Here is a 23671-nt window from a genome sequence, read left to right as displayed (position 1 = left end):
TCTTCAGCGCCGATGGTAGTTGGGGGTTTCCCCCTGTGAGAGTAGGACGCCGCCAAGCCATTTAAAAGATCAGCCATCCGGCTGGTCTTTTTTGTTGAATGAAAAGAAAAATCATTAGATATAAAGGGTTTATCAAATATGGAAACTTTTATAAAGACATACACGTATTGAAAAACTTCATCATACATTGTTAAAAGCATCCCCGGTTCTCTTAAACTATTTAAATTAATGTATGTGAACAATGGTTTTTGGGGAGAATGCAGGTATGGAGGTGGAGATGTTGGGGACAACAACAACCAAAACAACGGCAGGGGAATCGTGCGTGGTTTGTGAACAAATAAAAGGGATGGGAATACATCTATATACGACTTTTATTTGTGAGGAATGTGAAAGGGATATGATCGGGACGGATACGAACGATCCAAAGTACAAATATTACTTAAAGCAATTAAGAAAAATCAATAATCCTGAAATATTTTCATGAATAAGCAGTTTGAGAAAAGTTAAAGAGTCAGAGAATGAAGAAATGGAGTGTTTCTTTATTCTCTGACTCTTTTTTTGGTACTTTAGAAGAATGCTTGGTAACAAGCTGCGTTTCTGTATCTAAACAGAGTGTTCGAAGATACATAATTGCCTTTCTGTCGAGCAATAAGAGATAAATATGAACTTATTTGATAAAATGAAAAAATACTATGATTTGAGGGAAGAGAAAAATGAATCAAACACAGACACCATTGTTCGATGCAATGAGTGCCCTTTATAAAAAAAGACCAATATCCCTGCATGTGCCAGGACATAAAAATGGATGGGTCTTTAGTAAAAAGGGCGAAGCAATATATAACCCCCTGCTTGGCATAGATGCCACGGAGATAAGCGGTTTAGATGACCTTCATGCTCCAGAGGGCGCCATTTTAAAGTCCGAGCAACTGCTCGCTGATTTATATGGGGTAAAGAAAAGTTACTTTCTGGTTAATGGGTCAACGGTAGGCAACATTGCGATGATTCTTGCTACCTGCCGTGAAGGTGATAAAGTGCTTGTCCAAAGAAATTGCCATAAATCAATTTTGCATGGGTTGATGTTAGCGAATGTACAGCCGATTTTTTTACAGCCGGATTTTTATGAGGGATGGGGCATTGCTGGTGGTGTAGGATCAAAATTAATTGAAGAAGCTTTGAGTGCCAATCCAGATGTTAAAGCCATCGTTGTAACCTACCCGAATTATTATGGTCTTGGTGAAGACTTGACGGAATTGGTGAGACTTGCACATCAAAAGGGAATCCCGGTGCTGGTGGACGAAGCACATGGCGCTCACTTTCAGTTAGGAAGTCCGTTTCCTAAATCAGCTATTTTCGCAGGGGCAGATGCCGTTGTCCATTCAGCACATAAAACACTGCCGGCTATGACGATGGGGTCATATCTTCATGTCAATTCATCCTTAGTTGATGTGGGGCAAGTATCATTCTATTTACAAATGCTTCAGTCTAGCAGCCCGTCTTACCCAATTATGGGATCGCTCGACTTAGCCAGAGCATACTTAGCCGCTTTTACATCAGAAGATAAAAAATCCCTTATTAAAAAGATATCAGATTTCAGACGGGAATTGGGCGCCCTACAAACAGTAAGGGTGTTAGAGGCGCCACCAGGTACTTCAGCAGACCCGTTGAAAGTAGTCATTCAATCAATAAATGGATTAAGCGGGTTTGAGTTACAGCAGCTATGTGAAGCCGAAGGCATTTTTACAGAATTAGCTGATCCTAATAATTTATTAATGATTTTACCTTTATTAAAAACGAGTATCGATTTTCCCTTTCAAGAAATCGTTCAAAATATAAAAAGTGCGACTAAAGACAGAACTGGAAGCGTCGAAGCGAATCAAGTGGGTAGCTGGTTTGCTGGAAGTTCGATTACGGCTCTGGAAATTACTTACTCCGTCATGAAGCATAGTAAATCGAGACCGGTTGTATTGAGAGAAGCCGTAGGAGAGGTATCTGCCGAGATGGTCATCCCTTATCCGCCAGGAATTCCATTAATTATGTCCGGGGAAATGATTACGACAGATCATATTACCAATCTGAAGAGACTGCTTGAACTGGGATCAAGGTTTCATGGAGGTTCCTCCCTTTCAAACGGAGAGTTGATCGTTTATGAAAGCGGGCATGCTGGTTAAAATGATATACTACAAACAAAGAACCTTGGAGGTACATCGATGAAACGTGGTATTTTTATTACAATGGAAGGGCCCGAGGGTGCTGGGAAAACAACAATTACCCAAATGCTTGGCAAGGCTCTGCAACAAGAAGGCTACAAAGTCCTATTAACGCGTGAGCCAGGGGGAGTCCCCATTTCGGAGCAGATTAGGGAAGTGATCCTTAATAAGGATAATACAGCTATGGACTCGAGAACAGAGGCCTTATTATATGCAGCGGCTAGACGTCAGCATTTAGTGGAAGTGGTCATGCCGGAGTTGAAACGAGGGGGAATTGTTCTCTGTGACCGATTTATAGATAGCTCGTTAGCCTACCAAGGCCATGCAAGGGGTTTGGATATTGAAGAGGTTTACAGTATCAATAAATTCGCAATTGGAGATATGATGCCCGATGCCACTTTCTTTTTTGATATAGATCCAGAAGAAGGATTGAGACGTATCCAGGCCAATGGGGAACGGGAAGTGAACCGGCTGGATCTTGAAGCCCTGGACTTTCATAAAAAAGTTTGTGAGGGGTATCAGTCCATTATAAATAGATGGGAAGACCGTTTTATTATCATTGATGCAGGACGTACAGTTGATGAAGTTTTTGAAGAAGCGAAAGCCAGTTTGTTTAATTATCTGGAGAAAACAGGGAATTAAATATTAGGTTTCCATATTATTCAACCCGAATACTATTCCAAGCAAAGACTAGTTGCTATAATGGAGTTAGGAAAAATTCAGAGTAACCGGAGGATGATGAGAATGAAAATGATCATTGCTGTCGTTCAAGACAAGGATAGTCATCGCCTGCTAAATGAATTAGTTGAAAATAATTTCGGAACAACCAAGCTAGCCAGCACTGGCGGGTTTTTAAAATCAGGTAATACGACTTTTATGATTGGCACAGAGGATGAACGTGTTGACCAAGCCATCCAGATCATCAAACAGAATTGTCAGTCACGATCCCAGTTAGTATCACCGGTTTCTCCGATGGGCGGGAATGCCGAGTCCTATGTACCTTACCCAGTGGAGATTCAAGTAGGCGGTGCGACCATTTTTGTTCTGCCGGTTGAAAACTTTTTACAATTCTAACGGTTAGCTACAGGGAGGTTCATTATGAAAATCAACCATGATACCCCTATTAAGCTGGATAAATCGCGCCAGGATGCCAAACAGTTTCAAATTGGGAGTGGAAGATTTCAACAAATGGTCCAGACACAGGATCAAAAAATGCAAATCCAAACATTAAACCGTTTGATAGGCGATATAGAAGGGGCGGGACAGCGTTTAGTAAGGTCACGTACTTTTAGGGAACTGGCAAAATATAAAGCATTAGTGAAACGGTTTGTTAAAGAAGCGGTTGAATATGGACTGGAACTGAAGCAATCCACTAGCTGGAACCAATATGGACAGAGTCGGCCGTTGAAAACCGTGGAAACGATAGATGCAAGATTAGTGGAGTTAAGCGAGGAAATTCTTAATAAAGAGAAAAGCTCGCTTGAAATATTGGAAATGATAGGTGAAATTAAAGGTCTTCTGATTAATTTATATACTTAAGTGAGTTGATGGTTTTGGATAAAACATGGCAGGACATGAATCAAATTCAGCCGCAGGTAATGATGATGCTGCAAAATAGCATAATGAAGAACAGGGTGGCTCATGCGTATTTATTTGAAGGGGAAAAAGGGACGGGTAAGCAAGATATAAGCAAAACCTTTGCCAAAAGCTTATTATGTGAAGCACCAAAAGCGGGTTATAAGCCATGCGAACTTTGCCGAAATTGCAAACGGATTTCCAGTGGGAACCATCCTGATGTCCATTTAATAGAAAGAGACGGTCTTTCAATAAAGAAAGAACAAATTAAGGGGCTCCAAGAAGAATTTTCGAAAAAAAGCGTAGAGGCGGATCGAAAGGTTTATATGATTGCCGATGCGGACAAAATGTCAGTGGGGGCAGCCAACAGTCTATTGAAATTTTTAGAAGAACCTTCGGCCGATACCGTAGCAATATTGATGACCGAACAGCTTCAGAGGATTCTGCCGACCATATTATCAAGATGCCAAGTGATTTCGTTCAAGCCATTATCCCCGGAGAATGTGAAACGGAAGCTGATAGAACAGGATTTAGAACCGCAGCTTGCCTCGGTTATCGCACATATAACACAGAATGTGGAAGCTGGAATTGAGCTTAGCAATGATGAATGGTTTGTACAAGCTCAAAAAATAGTGGTAAAATTATATGAAGTGTTAAAACTTAGTTCCTTGAAGGCATTGTTGTACCTGCAGACGGATTGGTTTTCACACTTTAAAGAAAGAGAACAGGTTGACAGAGGTCTTGATTTGTTACTTCTTATATATAAGGATTTATTATACATTCAGTTGGACAAAAAGGGCTTCGTTGTATTCCAAAATAAACTGAAGGAATTTGAAACTCACGCTCTTCATCTTTCTCCAAGACGCCTTGCCGAAAATATGGGTTGTATTTTGGAAGCAAAACGGAAGCTGATGTCCAACACGAATCCACAGCTGTTGATGGAACAGCTTGTGCTGAATTTGCAGGAGGGATCATGATTTGTATGATGTTGTAGGTGTCCGTTTTAAAAAGGCGGGCAAAATATACTACTTTGATCCGGGTGAATTCGCTATTCCTAAGGACGATTTTGTAATAGTGGAGACTGTCCGCGGTGTTGAATTCGGTAAAGTTGTTACAGCCCGTAAACAAGTAGATGAAAACGATGTTGTCCTGCCGTTAAAAAAAGTACTTCGGGTCGCTGATGCAAAAGATAAGCTGATTGTTGATGAGAACAAGGCGGCTGCAGAAGAGGCCTACTCTATATGTTGCCAAAAGGTTGTTGAGCATAAGCTGGATATGAAGCTGGTTGATGTGTCATATACTTTCGACAGAAATAAGGTCGTGTTTTATTTTACAGCGGATGGTCGCGTGGATTTCCGTGATTTAGTCAAAGATTTAGCTGCCATATTCAGAACTCGGATAGAACTGCGCCAAATTGGGGTAAGGGATGAGGCCAAGATGCTTGGTGGCATTGGACCTTGTGGCAGAATGCTTTGTTGCTCCACATTTCTTGGAGATTTTGAACCGGTTTCCATCAAAATGGCGAAGGATCAGAATTTATCATTGAACCCTACAAAAATCTCAGGATTATGCGGTCGATTGATGTGCTGTCTGAAATATGAAAATGACGAGTATGAAAGTGCGAAGGAAATGCTTCCTGATTTAGGTGAAATGATTAATACGCCTGGTGGCAAAGGCAAGGTAGTGGGGCTTAATATTCTAGAACGCGTACTTCAGATTGAACTAATCGAGCAGGAAAGAGTATTAGAGTATACTCTTGATGAGATTCTAAAAGAGGGAGCCGTTTCTATTCAAGCCACAGATTATTAAGGTGGTGGGAGAGCGTGGATAAGAAAGATATTTTTGAGTCGGTGACCAATATGGAAACCCAGATAGGCCAATTATATAAGCAGCTTGGAGAATTGAAGCAGAACTTAGCTGAAATCCTTGAGGAAAATCAGTCGCTCAAGCTGGAGAACGAACACTTGCGTCATCGGTTAGGCCTTGTGGAAGTCGAAAGTGCGCCTGCTGCAGTGAAGGTTAAACAAAAAGTGAAAAACCGTACTGCTAGTACGGACAAGGTTATGGATATCGGGGAAGGCTATGATAATCTAGCCCGTATCTATCAAGAAGGCTTCCATATTTGCAATCTGCATTTTGGCAGTTTACGAAAAGAAGGAGATTGCCTGTTCTGTTTATCTTTTTTAAACAAAAAGTGATAATGGAATAATATAAAAGATGTTCCATCTCTTTTACGTGATAGATAGACCGTTTACAATATATAGTGATTCGGGGTCTGACGCATACTATGAGTCAGATCCCTTTTTTTACGATACGAATGTCGAAGCATGGACCCTAAACATGCGTTTTCCATACATAATTAGGAGGGTAACAGCAATGGTAGAACTTAAAGGAGATGAACGCCTGGATTATCTATTGGCTGAGAATTTAAGGATTATCCAGAGCCCATCAGTATTCTCTTTTTCATTAGATGCCGTTTTATTATCAAGGTTCGTAAATGTCCCGATCCAAAAAGGGAAAATCGTAGATCTTTGCTCAGGGAATGGGGTCATCCCCTTGCTGCTGAGTACAAGAACGAAAGGGACAATTACGGGTGTTGAGATTCAAGAGCGGTTATATGACATGGCCAAGAGGAGCATGGACTATAATGGCGTATCCTCCCGGATCGAAATGATTCATGGGGATATAAAAGAGATTCCGAAGCAGATAGGATACAGCAAGTATGACGTGGTTACTTGCAATCCACCCTATTTCCCGACGCCATCAATTGAGGAAATGAATAAAAATGAGCATTTTGCAATTGCCCGTCATGAAATAATGTGTAATCTTGAGGATGTCATGCGTATTTCAAGCCAGTTGCTGCGTCAAGGTGGAAAAGCGGCATTCGTTCATAGGCCGGGCCGTCTGATGGATATCCTGCGATTAATGAGGATGTACAGGATTGAACCGAAGCGATTGCAATTCGTTTATCCAAAAAGTTCAAAAGAAGCAAATACGATTCTAATTGAAGGGATAAAGGACGGCAACCCTGATTTGAAGATTTTACCTCCTCTTGTTGTGTATAACGACCAAAATGATTATAATCCGGAAATAAAAAGGATTTTATATGGAGAGGAATAAGCACTATTTTTATGTTTTAAAATGCAAGGACGGCAGCTATTATGCTGGGTATACAAATGACTTGGATCGTAGGATAGATGCTCATAATCAAGGCAGGGGGGCAAAGTATACCCGAGGACGGACCCCGGTTGAACTGATTCATCATGAAATATTTGAAACACAGACATTGGCCATGCGGGCTGAATATAAGTTTAAGCAATTAACAAGAAAACAAAAGCAAAAGTGGATGGCAAAGGAGGATGCATGATATGTGGCAACAAAAGAGTTTTGAAAAAGAAGGATTGGAGCCAGCTCTATATCTGGTTCCTACACCGATAGGAAACCTTGAAGATATGAGCTTTCGGGCTTTAAGAATCTTAAAGGAAGCGGATGTCATTGCAGCTGAGGACACACGAAATACGAAGAAATTATGCAACTACTTTGAAATTTCGACACCTATCGTCAGTTACCATGAACATAATAAAGAATATAGCGGGAAACAGATGCTCGAGCGGCTTCGATCAGGAGAGGTCATCGCATTGGTAAGTGATGCTGGCCTGCCAACGATATCCGATCCGGGATATGAACTGGTCAAAGATGCCATTGCTGAACAGTTTAAAGTCATTCCGTTGCCAGGTGCCAATGCTGCATTAACTGCATTGATTGCATCTGGGCTCATTCCACAGCCTTTTTACTTTTATGGCTTTTTACAACGGGGAGCAAAAGAAAAAAAGCAGGAGTTGGAAAAGTTAAAAAAAATGGAATCCACATGGATCGTTTATGAATCGCCACATCGATTAAAAGAAACATTGAAACATATGCATGAAATTTTAGGTGACCGTCGAATAGTATTATGTCGCGAATTAACTAAGAAATTTGAAGAGTTCATTCGAGGGACGGTAAGTGAAGCATTGACGTGGGCGATGGAATCCGAGATTCGGGGTGAGTTCTGTTTAATAATAGAAGGTGGACAATTGACTGAGGATGAATCTGAGGAAGCTTGGTGGGCGGCACTTGATTTAGTCGGTCATGTTAATCATTATATAGAAAACAAGCAGCTCAATTCAAAGGACGCAATCAAGCAGGTCGCAAAAGATCGCAATATACAAAAACGCGATGTATATCAAGCGTATCACATTGATATACAATAAAAATTATAACGATAAATAAGCATAAAAAAACTTCCGAAGATCGGAAGTTTTTTTATTTATATCATTTATTTAGAAGCAGTGAAGTTTTGTTGAATTTCTTGGATAAGTAATTCAGCACCTTCACGACTAAGAATCAATTTACCATTAGCAAGTGTAAGGTTATTATCGGAAACTTCACCTGTAACTTGGCAAGTCATGTTTGGTTTGTATTTTTTCAAGATGATGCGTTCGTCATCAACATAGATCTCAAGAGCATCTTTCTCAGCGATACCCAATGTACGACGAAGTTCGATTGGAATAACCACCCGGCCTAACTCATCAACTTTACGAACAATACCTGTAGATTTCATTTTAAAATTCTCCTCTCAGTTACAATCTAGTACCCTATTTCTATTTTTTTCGCCAATATTCGACAAATTTTTTTATAAATTTATAATACCAGCCATTCCCAAATCCGTCAATGATTTATTTTCATTTTTTTGTAAAAAAGAAAGCGGCTGCATTCCGATGAAAAAAAGACTTTTAAAGAGAAAAAAATGTTTATGTCTTTATAATTCAAGAAATAATAGGCTGCAAATAATTACTCAATTCACCACAATTCGACAAAGTGTGCATGTATCTCTCCATCTTTATTATATGATTAAATGCAATTTAGTTTCAAAACAAAAGTTCTGAATTAAGGATAATTTTCCAGGAATATTTTCAAATTTGTGAGTTGTTGCACAAAAAAAGAATTTTAGGTATATTTTGTTGAGGTAAGAGGTAATGCTGACATAAGGGAAGCTGACATCGTGAACCCTTATTTTTAAAATGACATTTACTTATATTATTTTTTATTCTATTAACAAGTTGATTAGTGATTATTGTCGCGTAGAATCGTATATAGCGTTAAAATAGAGATAATAGCTTAAATATATAGTCTTATGGCTTTGGGCAGTCCTAAAGCGGTTTTGCAAAAGATGAGGAGGGAACGAAGTGCAAGAAAAATTAAAAACATTCTATATCACGACACCCATATATTATCCGAGTGGTAATTTACATATAGGGCACGCATATACGACAGTGGCAGGTGATGCCATGGCTCGTTATAAAAGGATGCGTGGTTTTGATGTGATGTATTTAACAGGCACTGATGAACATGGTCAAAAAATCCAGCGTAAAGCAGCTGAAGAAGGAATCACTCCACAGCAATATGTAGATAATATCGTATCAGGGATTAAAGAGCTCTGGGAAAAACTTGATATTTCTTATGATGATTTCATTAGGACGACAGAAGATCGCCATAAAGAGGTTGTAGCCAAGATCTTTAAAAGGCTATTGGACCAGGGTGATATATACTTGGATCAATATGAAGGATGGTATTGTACACCTTGTGAATCTTTCTTCACGGATCGTCAGGTGGAAGAAAGCAATGGAAACTGTCCAGATTGCGGCAGACCCGTTGAAAAGGTGAAAGAAGAGTCTTATTTCTTTAAGATGAGTAAATATGCGGATCGATTACTGAAGTTTTATGAGGAAAATCCGGATTTCATTCAACCGGAATCCCGCAAAAACGAGATGATCAATAACTTCATCAAACCTGGATTGGAAGATTTGGCCGTTTCACGTACTACTTTCGATTGGGGCATCAAGGTGCCAGGAGATCCAAAGCACGTTATTTATGTATGGATTGATGCATTGACTAACTATATAACGGCATTAGGGTATGGAACGGATAATGACTCTAAATACCTGAATTATTGGCCTGCGGATGTACATCTTGTCGGAAAGGAAATTGTCCGTTTCCATACAATTTATTGGCCGATTATGTTAATGGCTCTTGACGTACCGCTTCCCAAGAAAGTCTTTGCACATGGCTGGCTTCTCATGAAAGATGGTAAAATGTCCAAATCAAAAGGGAATGTAGTGGATCCCGTTACATTGATTGATCGTTATGGTTTGGATTCTTTACGGTATTACTTATTGCGTGAAGTCCCATTTGGTTCTGATGGAGTATTTACACCGGAAGGGTTTGTAGAACGGATCAATTTTGACCTTGCAAATGATTTAGGGAATTTATTAAATAGAACAGTGGCAATGGTCAATAAGTACTTTGATGGTGTTATTCCAAGTTACGAAGGATCAAATGGCGAATTCGAAAAAGCTTTGGTTGAAATGAACCAAAGCACGGTAGGCAAGTATGAGGAAGCCATGGAAAACATGGAATTTTCAGTTGCACTCACATCCATTTGGCAACTCGTGAGCAGAACCAATAAATTCATTGATGAAACCCAGCCATGGACTCTTGCTAAAGATGAATCAAGGAAAGAAGACCTTGCCAGTGTCATGGTTCATTTGGCGGAGTCATTACGCAGGACGGCAATTCTTTTAAAGCCTTTCTTGACGCAAACACCGGAAAAAATCTTTGCTCAGCTTAGCATCAAAGATAATGCTTTAAAATCATGGGATAGCTTAGCGGAGTTCGGTCAAATTCCTGCTGAAACAAAAGTTTTGAAGGGTGAGCCGATCTTCCCCCGTTTGGATATGGAAGAGGAAGTTTTATATATTAAAGAACAAATGCAGGGTGGAGCCCCTGAGGCCGAGGAAAAAGTGGAAGAGACGATTCCAGAGGTTGATGAAATCACTATTGATGACTTTACAAAAGTAGAGCTTCGTGTTGCTCAGGTCATGGAAGTGGAGCCGGTAAAGAAAGCGGATAAGCTTCTTAAACTGCAGCTTGATTTAGGTTATGAGAAACGGCAAGTCGTATCAGGCATTGCTCAGCACTATAAACCTGAAGATTTAGTAGGCAAAAAAGTGATATGCGTAACGAATTTGAAACCTGTTAAACTTCGTGGAGAGCTCTCTCAAGGAATGATATTGGCGGGCAGCCAGGATGGTGTGCTCTCAGTCGCTACAATAGATTCATCGATTCCAAATGGTTCAAAGGTGAAATAAACCCACGAAAACATAAAGGTGTTTCATATGAAACATTTTTATGTTTTTTTCTTTATGTTTTTGGAGAAAGTAAATTATACAGGTTTTGATTATTAGGTCTATTTTTACTTGTTGGGCATATAGGCTCCTTTGTAATCTTTTTGTTACCTAAATGTGAAACATAAAACTTTCATTTTTTTATAAAATAGTGCTAGAAAGGAAGAAAAATAATGTTATTTGACACACATGTACATGTTAATGCAGAACAATTCAACGAGGATCTCGATGATGTCATAGAACGAGCTAAGGAAGCAGGAGTGAATAATATGGTAGTCGTTGGTTTTGACCAGCCTACCATTATAAGGGCAATGGAATTAATAGAAACTTATGATTTCATGTATGCCGCAGTCGGATGGCATCCAGTGGACGCTATAGATATGACCGAGAAGGACTTACAATGGATCGAGGAGTTATCCAATCATCCAAAGGTTGTAGCTATTGGTGAAATGGGTCTTGATTATCATTGGGATAAATCACCTAAAGATGTTCAAATGGAGGTATTCAGGAAGCAAATCCGATTGGCGAAAAAAGTGGGGCTGCCCATCATCATCCATAATCGGGAAGCGACCGCGGATATCGTGAACATATTAAAGGAGGAAGCGGCATCAGAGGTGGGAGGCATCATGCATTGCTTTAGCGGAAGTGCAGAAACAGCTTTGGAATGCATCAATATGAATTTTTATATTTCATTGGGTGGCCCTGTGACCTTCAAGAATGCAAAAAAGCCAAAAGAGGTAGCGGCGGCCGTACCTTTAGAGCGTTTACTGATTGAAACCGATTGTCCATATTTGGCTCCGCATCCATATAGAGGAAATCGTAATGAACCTTCCTATGTGAAGCTTGTTGCTGAACAAATCGCAGAAATCAAACAACTCACAATAGAGGAAGTTTCCCAGGCAACAACCGAAAATGCCAAGAAATTATTCGGCATTAACTGACAGCTTTTTTTACAATATCTCCCGGGATTCGCTAGCCAAAATCGCATTTTTTTAGATTTCTACAAATCTTACACCTATTTTAGGCTTATGATGTCGAGAATTCGCCCTTTCCTTTTCACCATAAGATATGCATAATAGGTAGTAATTTCCTAAATGAGAAGTGAATGGGTTGACAGCTTGATAACTATGTCTATATAATCACCGGGAGGAAGGAGGAGTTTTTCATTCTATTAAAAACTATGAAAAACCTTATTCCCAAACCTTTTGGGAAGAAGAGAATGGCAATTGCCATATGCAGTGCGATTCTTGTTTCTACAGCATTGGGAATACTAATCCATCAAGGAACAAAGCATACAGTCACAATAATGCTAGACGGAAAAAAAGAGGTAGTGCGGACACACGCTGCTACTGTAAATGATATGTTGAAAGATTTAGAGATTAACGTTAAAGCGGCAGACTATGTCCACCCATCAAGAGACACGGCGGTTGATGATGATTTAGAGGTGGTTTGGAAGCCTGCACAAAAAATCGTCTTGGTACAAGATGGTAAGGCGGAGAAAGTTTGGTCCACTGCCGATACGGTAGACGAACTTTTAAAAGAACAAGATCTGAGTGTGAAGGAACAGGATAAGATTACGCCTTCAAAAAATACGAAGCTGAATGCCAATATGGAAGTTTCCATAGACAAAGCCTTTTCACTGAAATTAGTGGTAGCTGGAGACGAAAAGAAGGTATGGTCAACTTCGACTACTGTCGCTGACTTTTTAAAGCAACAAGGAGTAAAACTCAATGATTTGGATCGGGTTGAGCCAGAATTAGCCGAAAAAGTTGAAGCTGAGAATACGGTAAACGTAATTCGAATTGAAAAAGTCACCGATGTAGTGGAAGAACCAGTTGACTTTGCTGTCATAACTAAAAAAGATGACTCCTTATCAAAAGGGAAAGAGAAAATTGTTAAAGAAGGAAAAGACGGACTTATTTCTAAGGAATATGAAGTTATTAAAGAGGATGGCAAAGAGGTCAAAAGAGAATTACTTTCAGAAAAAGTTGTTAGTAAAAAGCAGGATAAAGTTGTAACGGTCGGAACTAAAACAACGGTTGCCCAGGCTTCCCGCGGAGTAACTAACGTTAGTTCTACTAGTGGAAAAGAAATATACGTATCATCAACGGCTTATACTGCCAGTTGTAAGGGCTGTTCCGGTGTCACGTCAACAGGCGTAGATCTAAAGAGTAGTCCGGGTGCGAAAATCATTGCTGTCGATCCAAGCGTAATCCCTATGGGGTCGAAAGTATATGTAGAGGGCTATGGCTATGCAGTAGCTGCTGACAAAGGCGGGGCAATAAAGGGAAATAGAATTGACGTCTTCTTTTCCTCAAAAAATGATGCCTATCGCTGGGGTGCAAAGAAAGTTAAGATTCGGGTATTGGACTAATAAAGTTTCTCTCGCAGGAGATGAATTCGTCTCCTGCTTTTTGACGTTTTATTTTTCCACTTCTTGAAAAAGCCCATGTAAAACTGTTTTAATAAGATAGACGACTTAATATTCCATAAGATTTCATTATAAGCGTTTAAACTTTCATAAAGATGTTGACCTGGATTCACTCCTATCCTGGAAATTAAAAAGAAAAAGGGTGGGTGTCCAACGCGTTTATCAAGAGCTAAGCAAAGCGCTTGCGCTTTTCTGTATGGAGGAAAACATGAAAAAGATTAAAGAAATTATTGTTGTAGAGGGTAAAGACGATACGGTAGCGATTAAAAGGGCAGTAAATGCTGATACAATCGAAACGAACGGTTCCGCTGTGAATGATTCCTGTATTGAGCAGGTAAGGCTGGCACAAAAGACACGTGGAGCCATCATTTTCACAGACCCTGATTTTCCTGGTCAAAAAATCAGGAATATAATTTCAGAACAAGTAAAAGGCTGTAAACACGCCTTTTTAACGAAGAAGGAAGCCCTTCCTAAGTCAGGGAAAGGGATAGGTGTGGAACATGCTTCTCCTGAGGCAATTCGTAATGCTTTAAAGGAAGCCCAATTAATGGATGAAGAAGCTTCGGAAGAGATTTCACAGCAGGATTTAATAGATGCAGGTTTAATTGGAGGATCCGGTGCCAAGGAGCGAAGGGAAAAACTTGGATTTATTTTGAAAATCGGGTTTACCAATGGTAAACAGTTATATAAAAGGCTAAAAATGTTCCAAATATCAACTGAGGCTTTTGCTGAAGCGATGGTACAGATAAACCAGGAGGAAAAAAATGAATAAGGATATTGCAACCCCTGTCAGAACGAAAGATATATTGAAGAAGTACGGATTCTCCTTTAAAAAGAGCTTAGGTCAGAACTTTTTAATCGATACGAATATCCTGAAACGTATTGTCGAACATGCAAATTTAACAGAGGAAAGCGGCGCCATCGAAATTGGGCCGGGGATCGGCGCCTTGACTGAACAACTAGCAAAAAGCAGCAAAAAGGTTACGGCCTTTGAGATTGATCAGCGTTTATTGCCCATCCTATCGGATACACTGTCTCCTTATAACAATGTTAACATCATTCACGGGGATGTACTAAAAGCTGATGTTAAGAAGGTCATCGAAGAAGAATTTGCTGGCTTCTCGGACCTAATGGTGGTTGCAAATCTGCCTTACTATGTCACGACGCCCATCATTTTAAAGCTATTGTCTGAGGACCTGCCCATTAGAGGCATCGTATGCATGCTGCAAAAAGAAGTGGCTGATCGAATTGCCGCTAAACCTGGGACAAAGGAATACGGTTCTTTATCCATCGCCATTCAATATTATACTGAAGCGGAAACAGTGATGATTGTACCCAAAACGGTATTCATGCCTCAACCTAATGTTGATTCAGCTGTAATACGCCTTACTAGGCGGGTTAAGCCGATCGTCGAGGTCCTTGATGAGGATTTCTTCTTCATTGTGACCCGGGCGAGCTTTGCACAGCGTAGGAAAACGATTTTAAACAACTTAACCAGTCAGCTTCCAGATGGTAAATCGAAAAAAGAACTAATACTTGCCGCTCTCGAAGCCTCGGAAGTGGATCCGTCAAGACGGGGAGAAACACTGAGCATCAAAGAGTTTGGACGCTTGAGTGATGCGTTATTGCCAAATTTCAAATAAATCAAATGTAAAAATTCAAGTCGGAAATGGGATCACTCCCAGCTTCCGGCTTTTTTCTTTTGAATTTGGCCTAACATGAATGGAACGTACCCAAAAATGTAGTCAATCCCCATCTTTCACCATTCAAGAATGATTCGCATAACTTAAGAATGAAAATAAACTAGGGCGGGCTGAAAATAAGTCTTCTCATGGGGTGGGGCCATGAATATTCAAATAAACGATATTGTTGGTCGGGTTTCTTATAAATGCGACGTGTTGTTCCGGGTAATCGATATCCGCGATATTGATGGAAGACGTGAAGCAATTCTTTATGGGGAAGATATCCGGCTGATTGCAGATGCACCTTTTCAAGATTTAATGATCATAAATGATAATGAAAGAAATGATAGGCAAAGGTCGAATGAGGTACTTCTAGAACAATCAGACCGCTTATTAACACAAGATCTGGAGCTGCAACAACAAAAAAACGGCTATCAATCCAGTAATGGCTATCGTTATAGCGGTGAATATTTTCAGATACCAGGTAGGGTCCTCCATGTTGATGGGGATGCATCTTACTTAAGGAAATGCATGGATCTATATCAGAAATTCGGTATTCCGGTCAACGGTATCTATTGCAATGAAAAGGAAATGCCCCAAAGAATCGGGGGTTTACTGGACCATTATCGGCCGGATATCCTTGTTGTCACCGGTCATGATGCTTATTCAAAATCAAAAGGACCAATGTCCGATATCAATGCCTACCGTCACTCTAAGGACTTTGTACTGACAGTTAGAGAAGCGAGAAGGAAGGTTTCTCATTTAGATCAACTTATTATCTTTGCCGGGGCATGTCAATCTCACTTTGAATCGCTGATCCAAGCTGGGGCAAATTTTGCAAGTTCCCCTTCCCGTGTAAATATTCATGCTCTCGATCCAGTATATATAGTCGGAAAGATAAGCTTTACGCCTTTTTCTGAGCATCTTCATGTATGGGATGTCCTTCGGAATACATTAACGGGAGAGAAGGGCTTAGGGGGAGTTGAGACAAAAGGGGTGTTGCGGACAGGGTTGCCTTTCAAGCCATTTCAGGAAGAATGAACGGGCTGCATTTTGAAAGAATGCAGCTTGCTTTTATCGTGTCAGAATTCGGATATCATCAACAAAAACCAGGGTTTTTGTTGAGTAATGCCACTAGGTGAGGATTTAATTACGAAAATTCGGCTTAATAAATAATGAAATAGTTCGTTTACATAATTTTTCATTTCCCAGGATATAATAAAATTGTTCGCGATTTTGCCGAATTTCAGATAAAAATATATTGACTACATTTTTAAGTGCTGATATAATTTATTATTTTGTTTGCGTATATTTGTAATTTGTGATATACTTAACTTAGTGAGGTGGACCGAAAATGCCAAAAACTCTAGCTGATATTAAAACTGCACTTGATTCAAACCTAGGTAAAAGATTGCTCTTAAAAGCAAACGGTGGAAGAAGAAAGACTGTAGAACGTTTTGGAACTTTGGCGGAAACTTATCCGGCTGTTTTTGTAATTGAGCTCGACCAAGACGAAAATGCGTTTGAAAGAGTATCTTACAGCTATGCGGATGTTTTAACGGAAACCGTAGAACTAACATTTTTAAACAAACAACAAGAGATTTAACTTAGACGAGGCAGCGAACAATTTTTGTTTGCTGCTTTTTGTTTTTTTAAAATATCCTGTGAGCTCCAATAAAGGCTTAAAAAGGATGTAATGAAATAGCGTATGATGCAAACACTAGGCATGTGACAGCATGTGAAAGGGGTTGTTTCGCTTGGGCAGGAAAAAAGGGATTATGTCAAACGATCTTAAAGAGGAATTGGCAAAAGAACTTGGATTTTACGATGTTGTCCAGAAAGAAGGCTGGGGAGGAATCCGGGCCAGGGACGCAGGAAACATGGTGAAACTTGCGATCGAAAAAGCGCAACGTCAATTGGTGAACAAAGAGTAAGATAAACACTTAATTGTATCATGCTGTCATACTGAAAGAAGCCAGACTCTTTATACAATGTATAGCCCTATTCATTTTTGCTTACATTGTAGATAAGGAGTCTGGTTTTTTTATGTATCGGTAAATGCTATATATGGATATGTAGCAAGTCTTTTGGGAAGCAGGAATGAGTTGATCTCCCATGTACCTACATGTGTCTATTCTCCTCTAAAGGTCATCTTAGCGTCATTACATTGAAATTACGGTGAAAAAACCTTTAGAATATAAACAAATATGATAGAATAGGACAAGAACTTTTAAGAACGTTAAAGTAGGTGGACATATTGAAGCTTATGGAAAAAGCCCCGGCTAAAATCAATTTGGCTTTGGATGTGCTTTTCAAACGGCCTGATGGGTATCATGAGGTGGAAATGATCATGACGACAGTCGACCTTGCCGATAGAATTGAACTAAAGGAAATTAAGGGAAATCATATTCAAATTCTATCCCATAATCGATTTGTTCCGGATGATCACCGGAATTTAGCTTATCAAGCCGCATTTATTCTAAAGGAACGTTTTGGTATCAATAAAGGTGTTTCTATAACCATAGAGAAAAATATACCTGTAGCTGCAGGACTTGCTGGTGGAAGCAGTGATGCTGCAGCTACCTTGAGAGGCTTAAATAGACTGTGGAAGCTTGGTCTTTCCATGGATGAACTTGCGGAAATAGGAGCTGAAATTGGCTCTGATGTTTCATTTTGTGTGTATGGAGGAACGGCATTGGCAAGAGGGCGCGGTGAAAAAATCACGCATCTCCCTGCACCGCCAAAATGCTGGGTCATCTTGGCCAAACCGACAATCGGCGTTTCGACTGCTGATATATACAAAAGGCTCCAAATTTCTAAAATGGATCACCCAGATGTACCTGGAATGATTTCGGCTATTAAGGAAAATAATTATCACGATGTATGTCAGGGTTTGGGCAATGTTCTAGAACAAGTGACATTGCAGTTATACCCAGAGGTTGCGAATATTAAAGATCAAATGAAAACATTTGGAGCAGATTCGGTCTTGATGAGCGGAAGTGGTCCGACCGTTTTTGGTTTGGTGGAGCATGATTCGCGGATGCAAAGAATTTATAATGGACTTCGGGGATTTTGTGATCAAGTCTATGCGGTCCGCTTATTAGGTGATCGAAACAATCTTGAATAGAAACGTACATTAGTGGTATAGTTGCTTTATAATATTCGGAATTCACAAAGGGGGTGTCTCAATGAAATTTCGTCGCAGCGAGAGGCTAGTCGATATGACCAATTATTTATTAGAACATCCAGGGGAACTTGTTTCGCTGACTTATTTTGCTGAAAGGTATAGTTCGGCAAAATCCTCGATCAGTGAAGATTTGACAATCATCAAAGATACCTTTGAACAACGCGGGATAGGTTCTTTAACAACTGTTCCAGGTGCGGCAGGTGGAGTGAAGTATATTGTTTCCATCAAGGAAGCTGAAGTCAATGCCTTCATTGACGGATTATGCGATACGATCGCTAGTCCCGAAAGGTTACTTCCTGGCGGCTATCTATATATGACAGACATATTAGGTCATCCACAAACCGTGAATAAGGTTGGAAGGATAATCGCTTCAATGTATGCCAAGAAAAATGTCTCTGTCATTATGACAATGGCAACTAAAGGGATATCATTAGCATACGCCGTGGCAAATTATTTGAATGTTCCAGTTGTCATTGTAAGTAGGAATAATAAAGTAACGGAAGGTTCTACAGTGAGCATCAATTATGTTTCAGGCTCTTCAAAGAGGATTCAGACGATGGTACTCTCTAAAAGAAGCTTGGTTGAGGGTTCGAATGTATTAATTGTAGATGATTTCATGAAGGCTGGGGGTACCATTAATGGTATGGTCAGTTTATTGGATGAATTTAAGGCAACAGTTGCCGGAATTGCGGTGCTGGTCGAATCCGAACATACTGAAGAATGTCTTGTCGAGGACTATGTTTCACTGATCAAGTTGACCCAGGTGGTCGAAAGAGACAAAAAAATCAATGTCAGTCGTGGGAATTATTTTTCGCAAAAGGAATAGGGGGAATCATTTCATGAAAACGATACATACGGATGAAGCACCGGCAGCGATCGGCCCATATTCACAAGGCGTGATCGTGGATAAGTTATTTTTCAGTTCAGGACAAATCCCTCTTACTGCTTCTGGTGAGATGGTAACAGGGAATGTTAAGGAACAGACACACCAGGTCTTTAAAAATCTCCAAGCTGTATTGAAAGAAGCGGGAGCCTCATTGGAAACTGTCATTAAAGCTACGGTATTCATTAAAAGCATGGACGATTTCGGTTCGATTAATGAAATATACGGAGAATATTTTTCAAGTCACAAACCTGCTCGCTCTTGTGTAGAGGTTGCCAGGCTTCCTAAAGATGCACTAGTGGAAATAGAAGTGGTTGCGCTCGTTAAATAAACGGGCGTTTTTTTTGTGAATTTTTTTAAAGGGAATTGGCAATGGGCAATTTCCTTGTAATATAAGGGTGATTTTTAGTATTTTTGAAAACTAGGCTGAATTTTCTAAAAAACTTACAGATAATAGAAGGAGTTCACGTTTTTTTGTTGAATATGTACTTTAAGTTTTAACAACAACAAAAAGGGATGGTGAGCTTAAATGGAAGTAACTGACGTAAGATTACGCCGTGTGAATACGGATGGTCGTATGAGAGCTATCGCATCAATTACACTGGATAATGAATTTGTGGTTCATGATATTCGTGTAATCGACGGAAACAATGGTTTATTTGTAGCTATGCCAAGTAAACGAACTCCAGATGGAGAATTCCGGGATATCGCTCATCCAATCAATTCCTCGACACGCGGGAAAATTCAAGAAGCTGTCTTGACAGAATATCATCGATTGGGAGAACTTGAAACTGAATTAGAGGAAGCTGGAGCAGGAGCTTCTTAATTAACCTTGCCTTAAAACTTTAAATTTATAATTCGTGCACCTAGAGCCTACTTCATAAGTAGTGCTCTTTTTTATTTTATTCGGAAACGATAAGTTTAGAACTTATCCCCTTTTCAGACAGGAATTTGTTTAATTTGGCAGATAGTGTAATGATCACGGTGCTATCTTCAAAGATTTAAGTACCCGACTTTTTTATTTTTTAAACCTTTTTTATTCATCCTTATATTGCCTCCCCAAAGAAGCGGGATGGACAGAATAGCATTAACGGAGTTTACTATACCTCTAATGACCTGAATATGAAATGGATCTGTAACTGAGTTTCGGAATGGGCGTTAACAAAGGATGCAGTGGCTCCTAAAGGCATGTACATAGGGCATAATGCGATCAGGGTAGTGTTTTGGGATAATGGAGGGTAGCTTGTGTTATAAAGGGGAGAAGACATGGTTTCTGTATTATGCCAATAATGAATATAACCTGGACCAGGCATATTATTATTACTTGAATGATTTAAAAGAAGACTAAAAGGACCAATAAAAACGTTTTTAAGGCTGCGAAAATTTACCTTTGCTGTTGACAATTATATGTACTTTTAATTGTTACCTTGAAAAGAATCACTATTTGAGATAATATTTTTAGTGGATAAAAAGGTGAAAATGGAGGCCTGTTATGAGTAATCGCTATGCAATAATATTGGCCGCTGGGCAAGGTACTAGGATGAAATCTAAGCTTTATAAGGTTTTACACCCTGTTTGCGGAAAACCAATGGTACAACATGTCATCGATCAAGTCAATCAACTTCAAATAGAAGATATTGTAACAGTTATCGGCCATGGAGCTGAAAAAGTTCAAGAACAACTTGGTGATTCATGCGAGTATGCCTTACAAGGTCAGCAATTAGGTACAGCACATGCTGTAATGCAAGCGGAAAGCGTTTTATCCGATAAAAGTGGAACGACCCTTGTTATTTGCGGTGATACGCCTTTGATCAAAGCAGAAACGATGAAAGAGCTTATAGCATTGCATGAGCAGAGTCAGGCGAAAGCAACAATCTTAACAGCATATGCAGATAACCCTGCTGGCTATGGAAGGGTCCTTCGCGGTGGAGGCGGACTTGTAGAAAAAATCGTCGAGCATAAGGATGCCACTGATGAAGAAAAATATGTTAAGGAAATAAATACCGGAACATATTGCTTCGATAACCAAGCATTATTTAGCGCGCTGAAAAAAGTTTCAAATGAAAATGTCCAGGGAGAATATTACTTACCGGATGTTATTGAAATTTTAAAACAAGAAGGCGAAGTGGTGACGGCCTTCCAATCAAGTGACTTCGAGGAGACATTAGGTGTAAATGACCGAGTGGCTTTATCGCAGGCTGAGCAAATTTTACGGAAACGCATCAATGAATCGCATATGAGAAATGGCGTAACAATCATCGATCCTCTTACTACGTTCATTGAAGCGGATGTGCAGATCGGACAGGATACGGTCATTAACCCTGGGTCATGCATAAAAGGAAATAGTATTATCGGGCAGGATTGTTTGATTGGCCCGAATACAGAAATCAAAAATTGTGAAATTGGTGATGGAACGGAAATCCTCCAATCGGTTGTACACGAAAGCAGTATTGGAAGTTCTGTTAAAATCGGTCCTTTTGCACATGTTAGACCTCAATCAGATATTCAGGATTCCGTTAAAATCGGTAATTTTGTAGAAATTAAAAAGACCGTTTTTGGCAAAGGAAGCAAGGCCTCCCATTTGAGTTATATTGGCGATGCAGAGGTTGGGGAGAATGTTAATATAGGCTGCGGATCTATTACCGTGAATTATGACGGGGAAAATAAACATTTGACGAAGATTGAAGACAATGTCTTCATAGGCTGCAATTCTAATCTTGTTGCACCTGTGACGATAGGAGAAGGAGCATATGTAGCTGCAGGGTCAACCATCACTCAAGATGTACCGCAGGAAGCTCTATCCGTTGCTCGGGCTCGTCAAGTTAATAAAGAAGATTATGTCAAGAAATTGAAATTTAATAAATAACCGACGGAGGTCAACATGTCAAATCAGTATTTAGATCCTAATTTAAAAGTATTCTCTTTAAATTCAAACTTCGATTTAGCTCAAGAAATTGCTGCTGCAATCGGTGTTGAGCTTGGAAAATGTAGCGTAACAAGTTTCAGTGACGGTGAAGTTCAGATTAATATTGAAGAAAGTATTCGTGGCTGTGACGTTTACGTAATCCAATCAACAAGTCAGCCAGTCAATGAAAATTTAATGGAACTTTTAATTATGATCGATGCTCTTAAACGTGCTTCAGCTAAAACGATCAATATCGTAATGCCATATTACGGTTATGCCCGACAAGATCGTAAAGCGCGTGCGCGTGAACCAATTACAGCTAAACTAGTTGCTAATCTTTTAGAGACAGCTGGTGCCCACCGTGTAATTACATTAGATCTTCACGCGCCACAAATTCAAGGTTTCTTCGATATTCTGATTGATCACCTTGTTGCTGTTCCGATCTTAGCGGATTTCTTCAAAGAAAAAGATTTAAGTGATATCGTCATCGTTTCTCCTGATCATGGTGGTGTAACACGTGCACGTAAAATGGCAGATCGCCTAAAAGCACCGATTGCCATTATCGATAAGCGCCGCCCAAGACCGAACGTGGCTGAAGTCATGAACATCATAGGTAATATTGAAGGGAAGACAGCTATCCTGATTGATGACATCATCGATACTGCAGGTACTATTACACTAGCGGCCAATGCACTTGTAGAGAATGGTGCTAAAGCAGTTTATGCTTGTTGTACACACCCGGTCCTTTCAGGTCCTGCCATCGAAAGGATTCAAAATTCAACAATCAAGGAATTGGTCGTAACTAACTCGATTGCCCTATCCGAAGATAAGAAAATCGATAAAATTGTTGGACTTTCTGTAGCACCGTTGATTGCAGAGGCAATTATTCGTGTCCATGAGGAACAATCAGTCAGCACATTATTCGATTGATAACAATACAGTAACCAAAACACGGCGGGCCTTTGGGCTCGTCGTGTTTTGGTTCAAACCATTCTTTCGAAAATAATTAATTCATAGTTAAGTAGGTCATACAAGCTGAACGCCGATCGGACTACCGAAGGCTCCTTTTCAATTACCATTGAACATTAGGCATTTTTTGCCCTACTGTCATATTGGTGAAGAAAAGGAGCCTTTTATTTTAGATAAATAGTTCAAGAAGGGTGTGAATGAAATATGTGGCGAGCATCCTCATGCTGATATTAAGTGCATAGGCGGGGAGGAAAAAAACAGTTCCAAAAAAAGAAAGGGTCGGATAATGCCATTCGAATCGGTTATCAAAAATTCGGGTCGTTAATCTTTAAAAATCAACAGGGGAACTGGAAACGCATTTAAAACATATGGGATATCCGTCGATTGGACTCCAGCAGGACCCCGGCTACTTGAAACCTTGAATGTCCAGCCTTGATTTTGGGCTTACAGGGGAGGCGCCACCGATATTTGGACAGGCAGCCAAAGCTTCCACTTGTCTATATGGCTAAACAGCCAGCAAACCCTTCAGGAGAGGCTATCGTCGTGCAAAAGAATCACCCATTAAAAAATGTGAAAGATTAAGGGAAAGAAGGTTGGTTTGAATAAAGG

27 protein-coding genes are annotated in these 23671 nt (G+C 39.9%); 25 read left to right on the top strand and 2 right to left on the bottom strand.

Annotated features, from left to right (window positions below):
- Positions 1–188, bottom strand: a 188-nt coding sequence (locus tag ACFX4X_RS17580) for a hypothetical protein (protein WP_377385031.1), incomplete at its 3' end; no start/stop codon positions are given.
- Between the two features lie 77 nt (positions 189–265).
- On the opposite strand from ACFX4X_RS17580, the gene ACFX4X_RS17575 reads away from it, so the two are divergent.
- The 11 genes from ACFX4X_RS17575 (at position 266) to rsmI (ending at position 8032) form a co-directional block, all read left to right on the top strand.
- Entirely contained in the window at positions 266–484 is a 219-nt protein-coding gene (locus ACFX4X_RS17575; RefSeq protein WP_081108652.1) for a sigma factor G inhibitor Gin, read from the top strand.
- Between the two features lie 229 nt (positions 485–713).
- On the top strand, positions 714–2168 hold the full coding sequence (locus tag ACFX4X_RS17570; protein ID WP_377385029.1) for an aminotransferase class I/II-fold pyridoxal phosphate-dependent enzyme: 1455 nt from the start codon (positions 714–716) through the stop codon (positions 2166–2168).
- 39 nt (positions 2169–2207) lie between these two features.
- Positions 2208–2849 (top strand): dTMP kinase, encoded by a 642-nt coding sequence (gene tmk, locus ACFX4X_RS17565; RefSeq protein ID WP_284469098.1) that lies wholly within the window; start codon positions 2208–2210, stop codon positions 2847–2849.
- A 102-nt stretch (positions 2850–2951) separates the two neighbouring features.
- On the top strand, positions 2952–3281 hold the full coding sequence (locus tag ACFX4X_RS17560; protein WP_061440312.1) for a cyclic-di-AMP receptor: 330 nt from the start codon (positions 2952–2954) through the stop codon (positions 3279–3281).
- 24 nt (positions 3282–3305) lie between these two features.
- Entirely contained in the window at positions 3306–3746 is a 441-nt protein-coding gene (locus ACFX4X_RS17555; RefSeq protein WP_377385027.1) for a YaaR family protein, read from the top strand.
- A gap of 8 nt (positions 3747–3754) precedes the next feature.
- The gene (holB, locus tag ACFX4X_RS17550) at positions 3755–4759 is read left to right on the top strand and encodes a DNA polymerase III subunit delta' (RefSeq protein WP_377385025.1); all 1005 of its coding nucleotides are present in this window, start codon (positions 3755–3757) and stop codon (positions 4757–4759) included.
- A 1-nt stretch (position 4760) separates the two neighbouring features.
- Entirely contained in the window at positions 4761–5591 is an 831-nt protein-coding gene (locus ACFX4X_RS17545; RefSeq protein ID WP_061440314.1) for a PSP1 domain-containing protein, read from the top strand.
- Between the two features lie 50 nt (positions 5592–5641).
- Positions 5642–5980 carry a DNA replication initiation control protein YabA gene (gene yabA / locus ACFX4X_RS17540; protein WP_375166265.1) on the top strand — a complete coding sequence of 113 codons (339 nt, stop codon included), beginning with the start codon at positions 5642–5644 and terminating at the stop codon, positions 5978–5980.
- Positions 5981–6158: 178 nt separating this feature from the next.
- Positions 6159–6902 carry a tRNA1(Val) (adenine(37)-N6)-methyltransferase gene (locus tag ACFX4X_RS17535; protein WP_317778945.1) on the top strand — a complete coding sequence of 248 codons (744 nt, stop codon included), beginning with the start codon at positions 6159–6161 and terminating at the stop codon, positions 6900–6902.
- The gene (locus tag ACFX4X_RS17530; protein WP_061440317.1) at positions 6889–7149 is read left to right on the top strand and encodes a GIY-YIG nuclease family protein; all 261 of its coding nucleotides are present in this window, start codon (positions 6889–6891) and stop codon (positions 7147–7149) included. Before ACFX4X_RS17535 ends, ACFX4X_RS17530 begins: the two co-directional genes overlap by 14 nt.
- A gap of 1 nt (position 7150) precedes the next feature.
- Positions 7151–8032 (top strand): 16S rRNA (cytidine(1402)-2'-O)-methyltransferase, encoded by an 882-nt coding sequence (rsmI, locus tag ACFX4X_RS17525; RefSeq protein ID WP_125162830.1) that lies wholly within the window; start codon positions 7151–7153, stop codon positions 8030–8032.
- A 65-nt stretch (positions 8033–8097) separates the two neighbouring features.
- Here rsmI and ACFX4X_RS17520 read toward each other — a convergent pair whose 3' ends face one another.
- Positions 8098–8382, bottom strand: coding sequence for a transition state genes transcriptional regulator AbrB (locus tag ACFX4X_RS17520; RefSeq protein ID WP_048689982.1), 285 nt, complete (start codon positions 8380–8382; stop codon positions 8098–8100).
- Between the two features lie 625 nt (positions 8383–9007).
- Here ACFX4X_RS17520 and metG point away from each other — a divergent pair.
- From metG to ACFX4X_RS17450, 14 genes are all read left to right on the top strand, one after another.
- A complete protein-coding gene (gene metG / locus ACFX4X_RS17515; RefSeq protein WP_061440319.1) occupies positions 9008–10969 on the top strand; it encodes a methionine--tRNA ligase in 1962 nt (653 codons plus the stop codon).
- 209 nt (positions 10970–11178) lie between these two features.
- A complete protein-coding gene (locus tag ACFX4X_RS17510; protein ID WP_377385021.1) occupies positions 11179–11946 on the top strand; it encodes a TatD family hydrolase in 768 nt (255 codons plus the stop codon).
- A gap of 278 nt (positions 11947–12224) precedes the next feature.
- The gene (locus tag ACFX4X_RS17505) at positions 12225–13379 is read left to right on the top strand and encodes a G5 and 3D domain-containing protein (protein ID WP_284469092.1); all 1155 of its coding nucleotides are present in this window, start codon (positions 12225–12227) and stop codon (positions 13377–13379) included.
- A gap of 265 nt (positions 13380–13644) precedes the next feature.
- Positions 13645–14208 carry a ribonuclease M5 gene (gene rnmV / locus ACFX4X_RS17500; RefSeq protein ID WP_089364275.1) on the top strand — a complete coding sequence of 188 codons (564 nt, stop codon included), beginning with the start codon at positions 13645–13647 and terminating at the stop codon, positions 14206–14208.
- Complete coding sequence (rsmA, locus tag ACFX4X_RS17495; RefSeq protein WP_061440323.1) at positions 14201–15079, top strand: 16S rRNA (adenine(1518)-N(6)/adenine(1519)-N(6))-dimethyltransferase RsmA; 879 nt, start codon at positions 14201–14203, stop codon at positions 15077–15079. The genes rnmV and rsmA overlap by 8 nt, the downstream gene beginning before the upstream one ends.
- 201 nt (positions 15080–15280) lie before the next feature.
- On the top strand, positions 15281–16159 hold the full coding sequence (gene yabG, locus ACFX4X_RS17490; RefSeq protein ID WP_318686164.1) for a sporulation peptidase YabG: 879 nt from the start codon (positions 15281–15283) through the stop codon (positions 16157–16159).
- Between the two features lie 313 nt (positions 16160–16472).
- The gene (veg, locus tag ACFX4X_RS17485; protein WP_061440325.1) at positions 16473–16724 is read left to right on the top strand and encodes a biofilm formation stimulator Veg; all 252 of its coding nucleotides are present in this window, start codon (positions 16473–16475) and stop codon (positions 16722–16724) included.
- A 151-nt stretch (positions 16725–16875) separates the two neighbouring features.
- A complete protein-coding gene (locus ACFX4X_RS17480) occupies positions 16876–17052 on the top strand; it encodes a small, acid-soluble spore protein, alpha/beta type (RefSeq protein WP_061440326.1) in 177 nt (58 codons plus the stop codon).
- A 323-nt stretch (positions 17053–17375) separates the two neighbouring features.
- Positions 17376–18245: a 4-(cytidine 5'-diphospho)-2-C-methyl-D-erythritol kinase gene (ispE, locus tag ACFX4X_RS17475; RefSeq protein WP_061440327.1), complete on the top strand. Its 870-nt coding sequence runs from the start codon at positions 17376–17378 to the stop codon at positions 18243–18245.
- A 61-nt stretch (positions 18246–18306) separates the two neighbouring features.
- Positions 18307–19131 (top strand): pur operon repressor, encoded by an 825-nt coding sequence (gene purR / locus ACFX4X_RS17470; protein ID WP_125162837.1) that lies wholly within the window; start codon positions 18307–18309, stop codon positions 19129–19131.
- A gap of 13 nt (positions 19132–19144) precedes the next feature.
- Complete coding sequence (locus ACFX4X_RS17465; protein WP_061440329.1) at positions 19145–19519, top strand: RidA family protein; 375 nt, start codon at positions 19145–19147, stop codon at positions 19517–19519.
- A gap of 198 nt (positions 19520–19717) precedes the next feature.
- Positions 19718–20014, top strand: coding sequence for a septation regulator SpoVG (gene spoVG, locus ACFX4X_RS17460; protein WP_034316332.1), 297 nt, complete (start codon positions 19718–19720; stop codon positions 20012–20014).
- A gap of 666 nt (positions 20015–20680) precedes the next feature.
- Positions 20681–22054 carry a bifunctional UDP-N-acetylglucosamine diphosphorylase/glucosamine-1-phosphate N-acetyltransferase GlmU gene (gene glmU, locus ACFX4X_RS17455; RefSeq protein WP_089364278.1) on the top strand — a complete coding sequence of 458 codons (1374 nt, stop codon included), beginning with the start codon at positions 20681–20683 and terminating at the stop codon, positions 22052–22054.
- A 15-nt stretch (positions 22055–22069) separates the two neighbouring features.
- A complete protein-coding gene (locus ACFX4X_RS17450) occupies positions 22070–23023 on the top strand; it encodes a ribose-phosphate diphosphokinase (protein WP_061440331.1) in 954 nt (317 codons plus the stop codon).
- Positions 23024–23671 lie beyond the last annotated feature (648 nt).

The sequence above is a fragment of the Peribacillus sp. YIM B13481 genome (assembly GCF_042787985.1).
Classification (GTDB): domain Bacteria; phylum Bacillota; class Bacilli; order Bacillales; family DSM-1321; genus Peribacillus; species Peribacillus simplex_A.
This window is presented reverse-complemented; position numbering and strand designations above follow the sequence as displayed.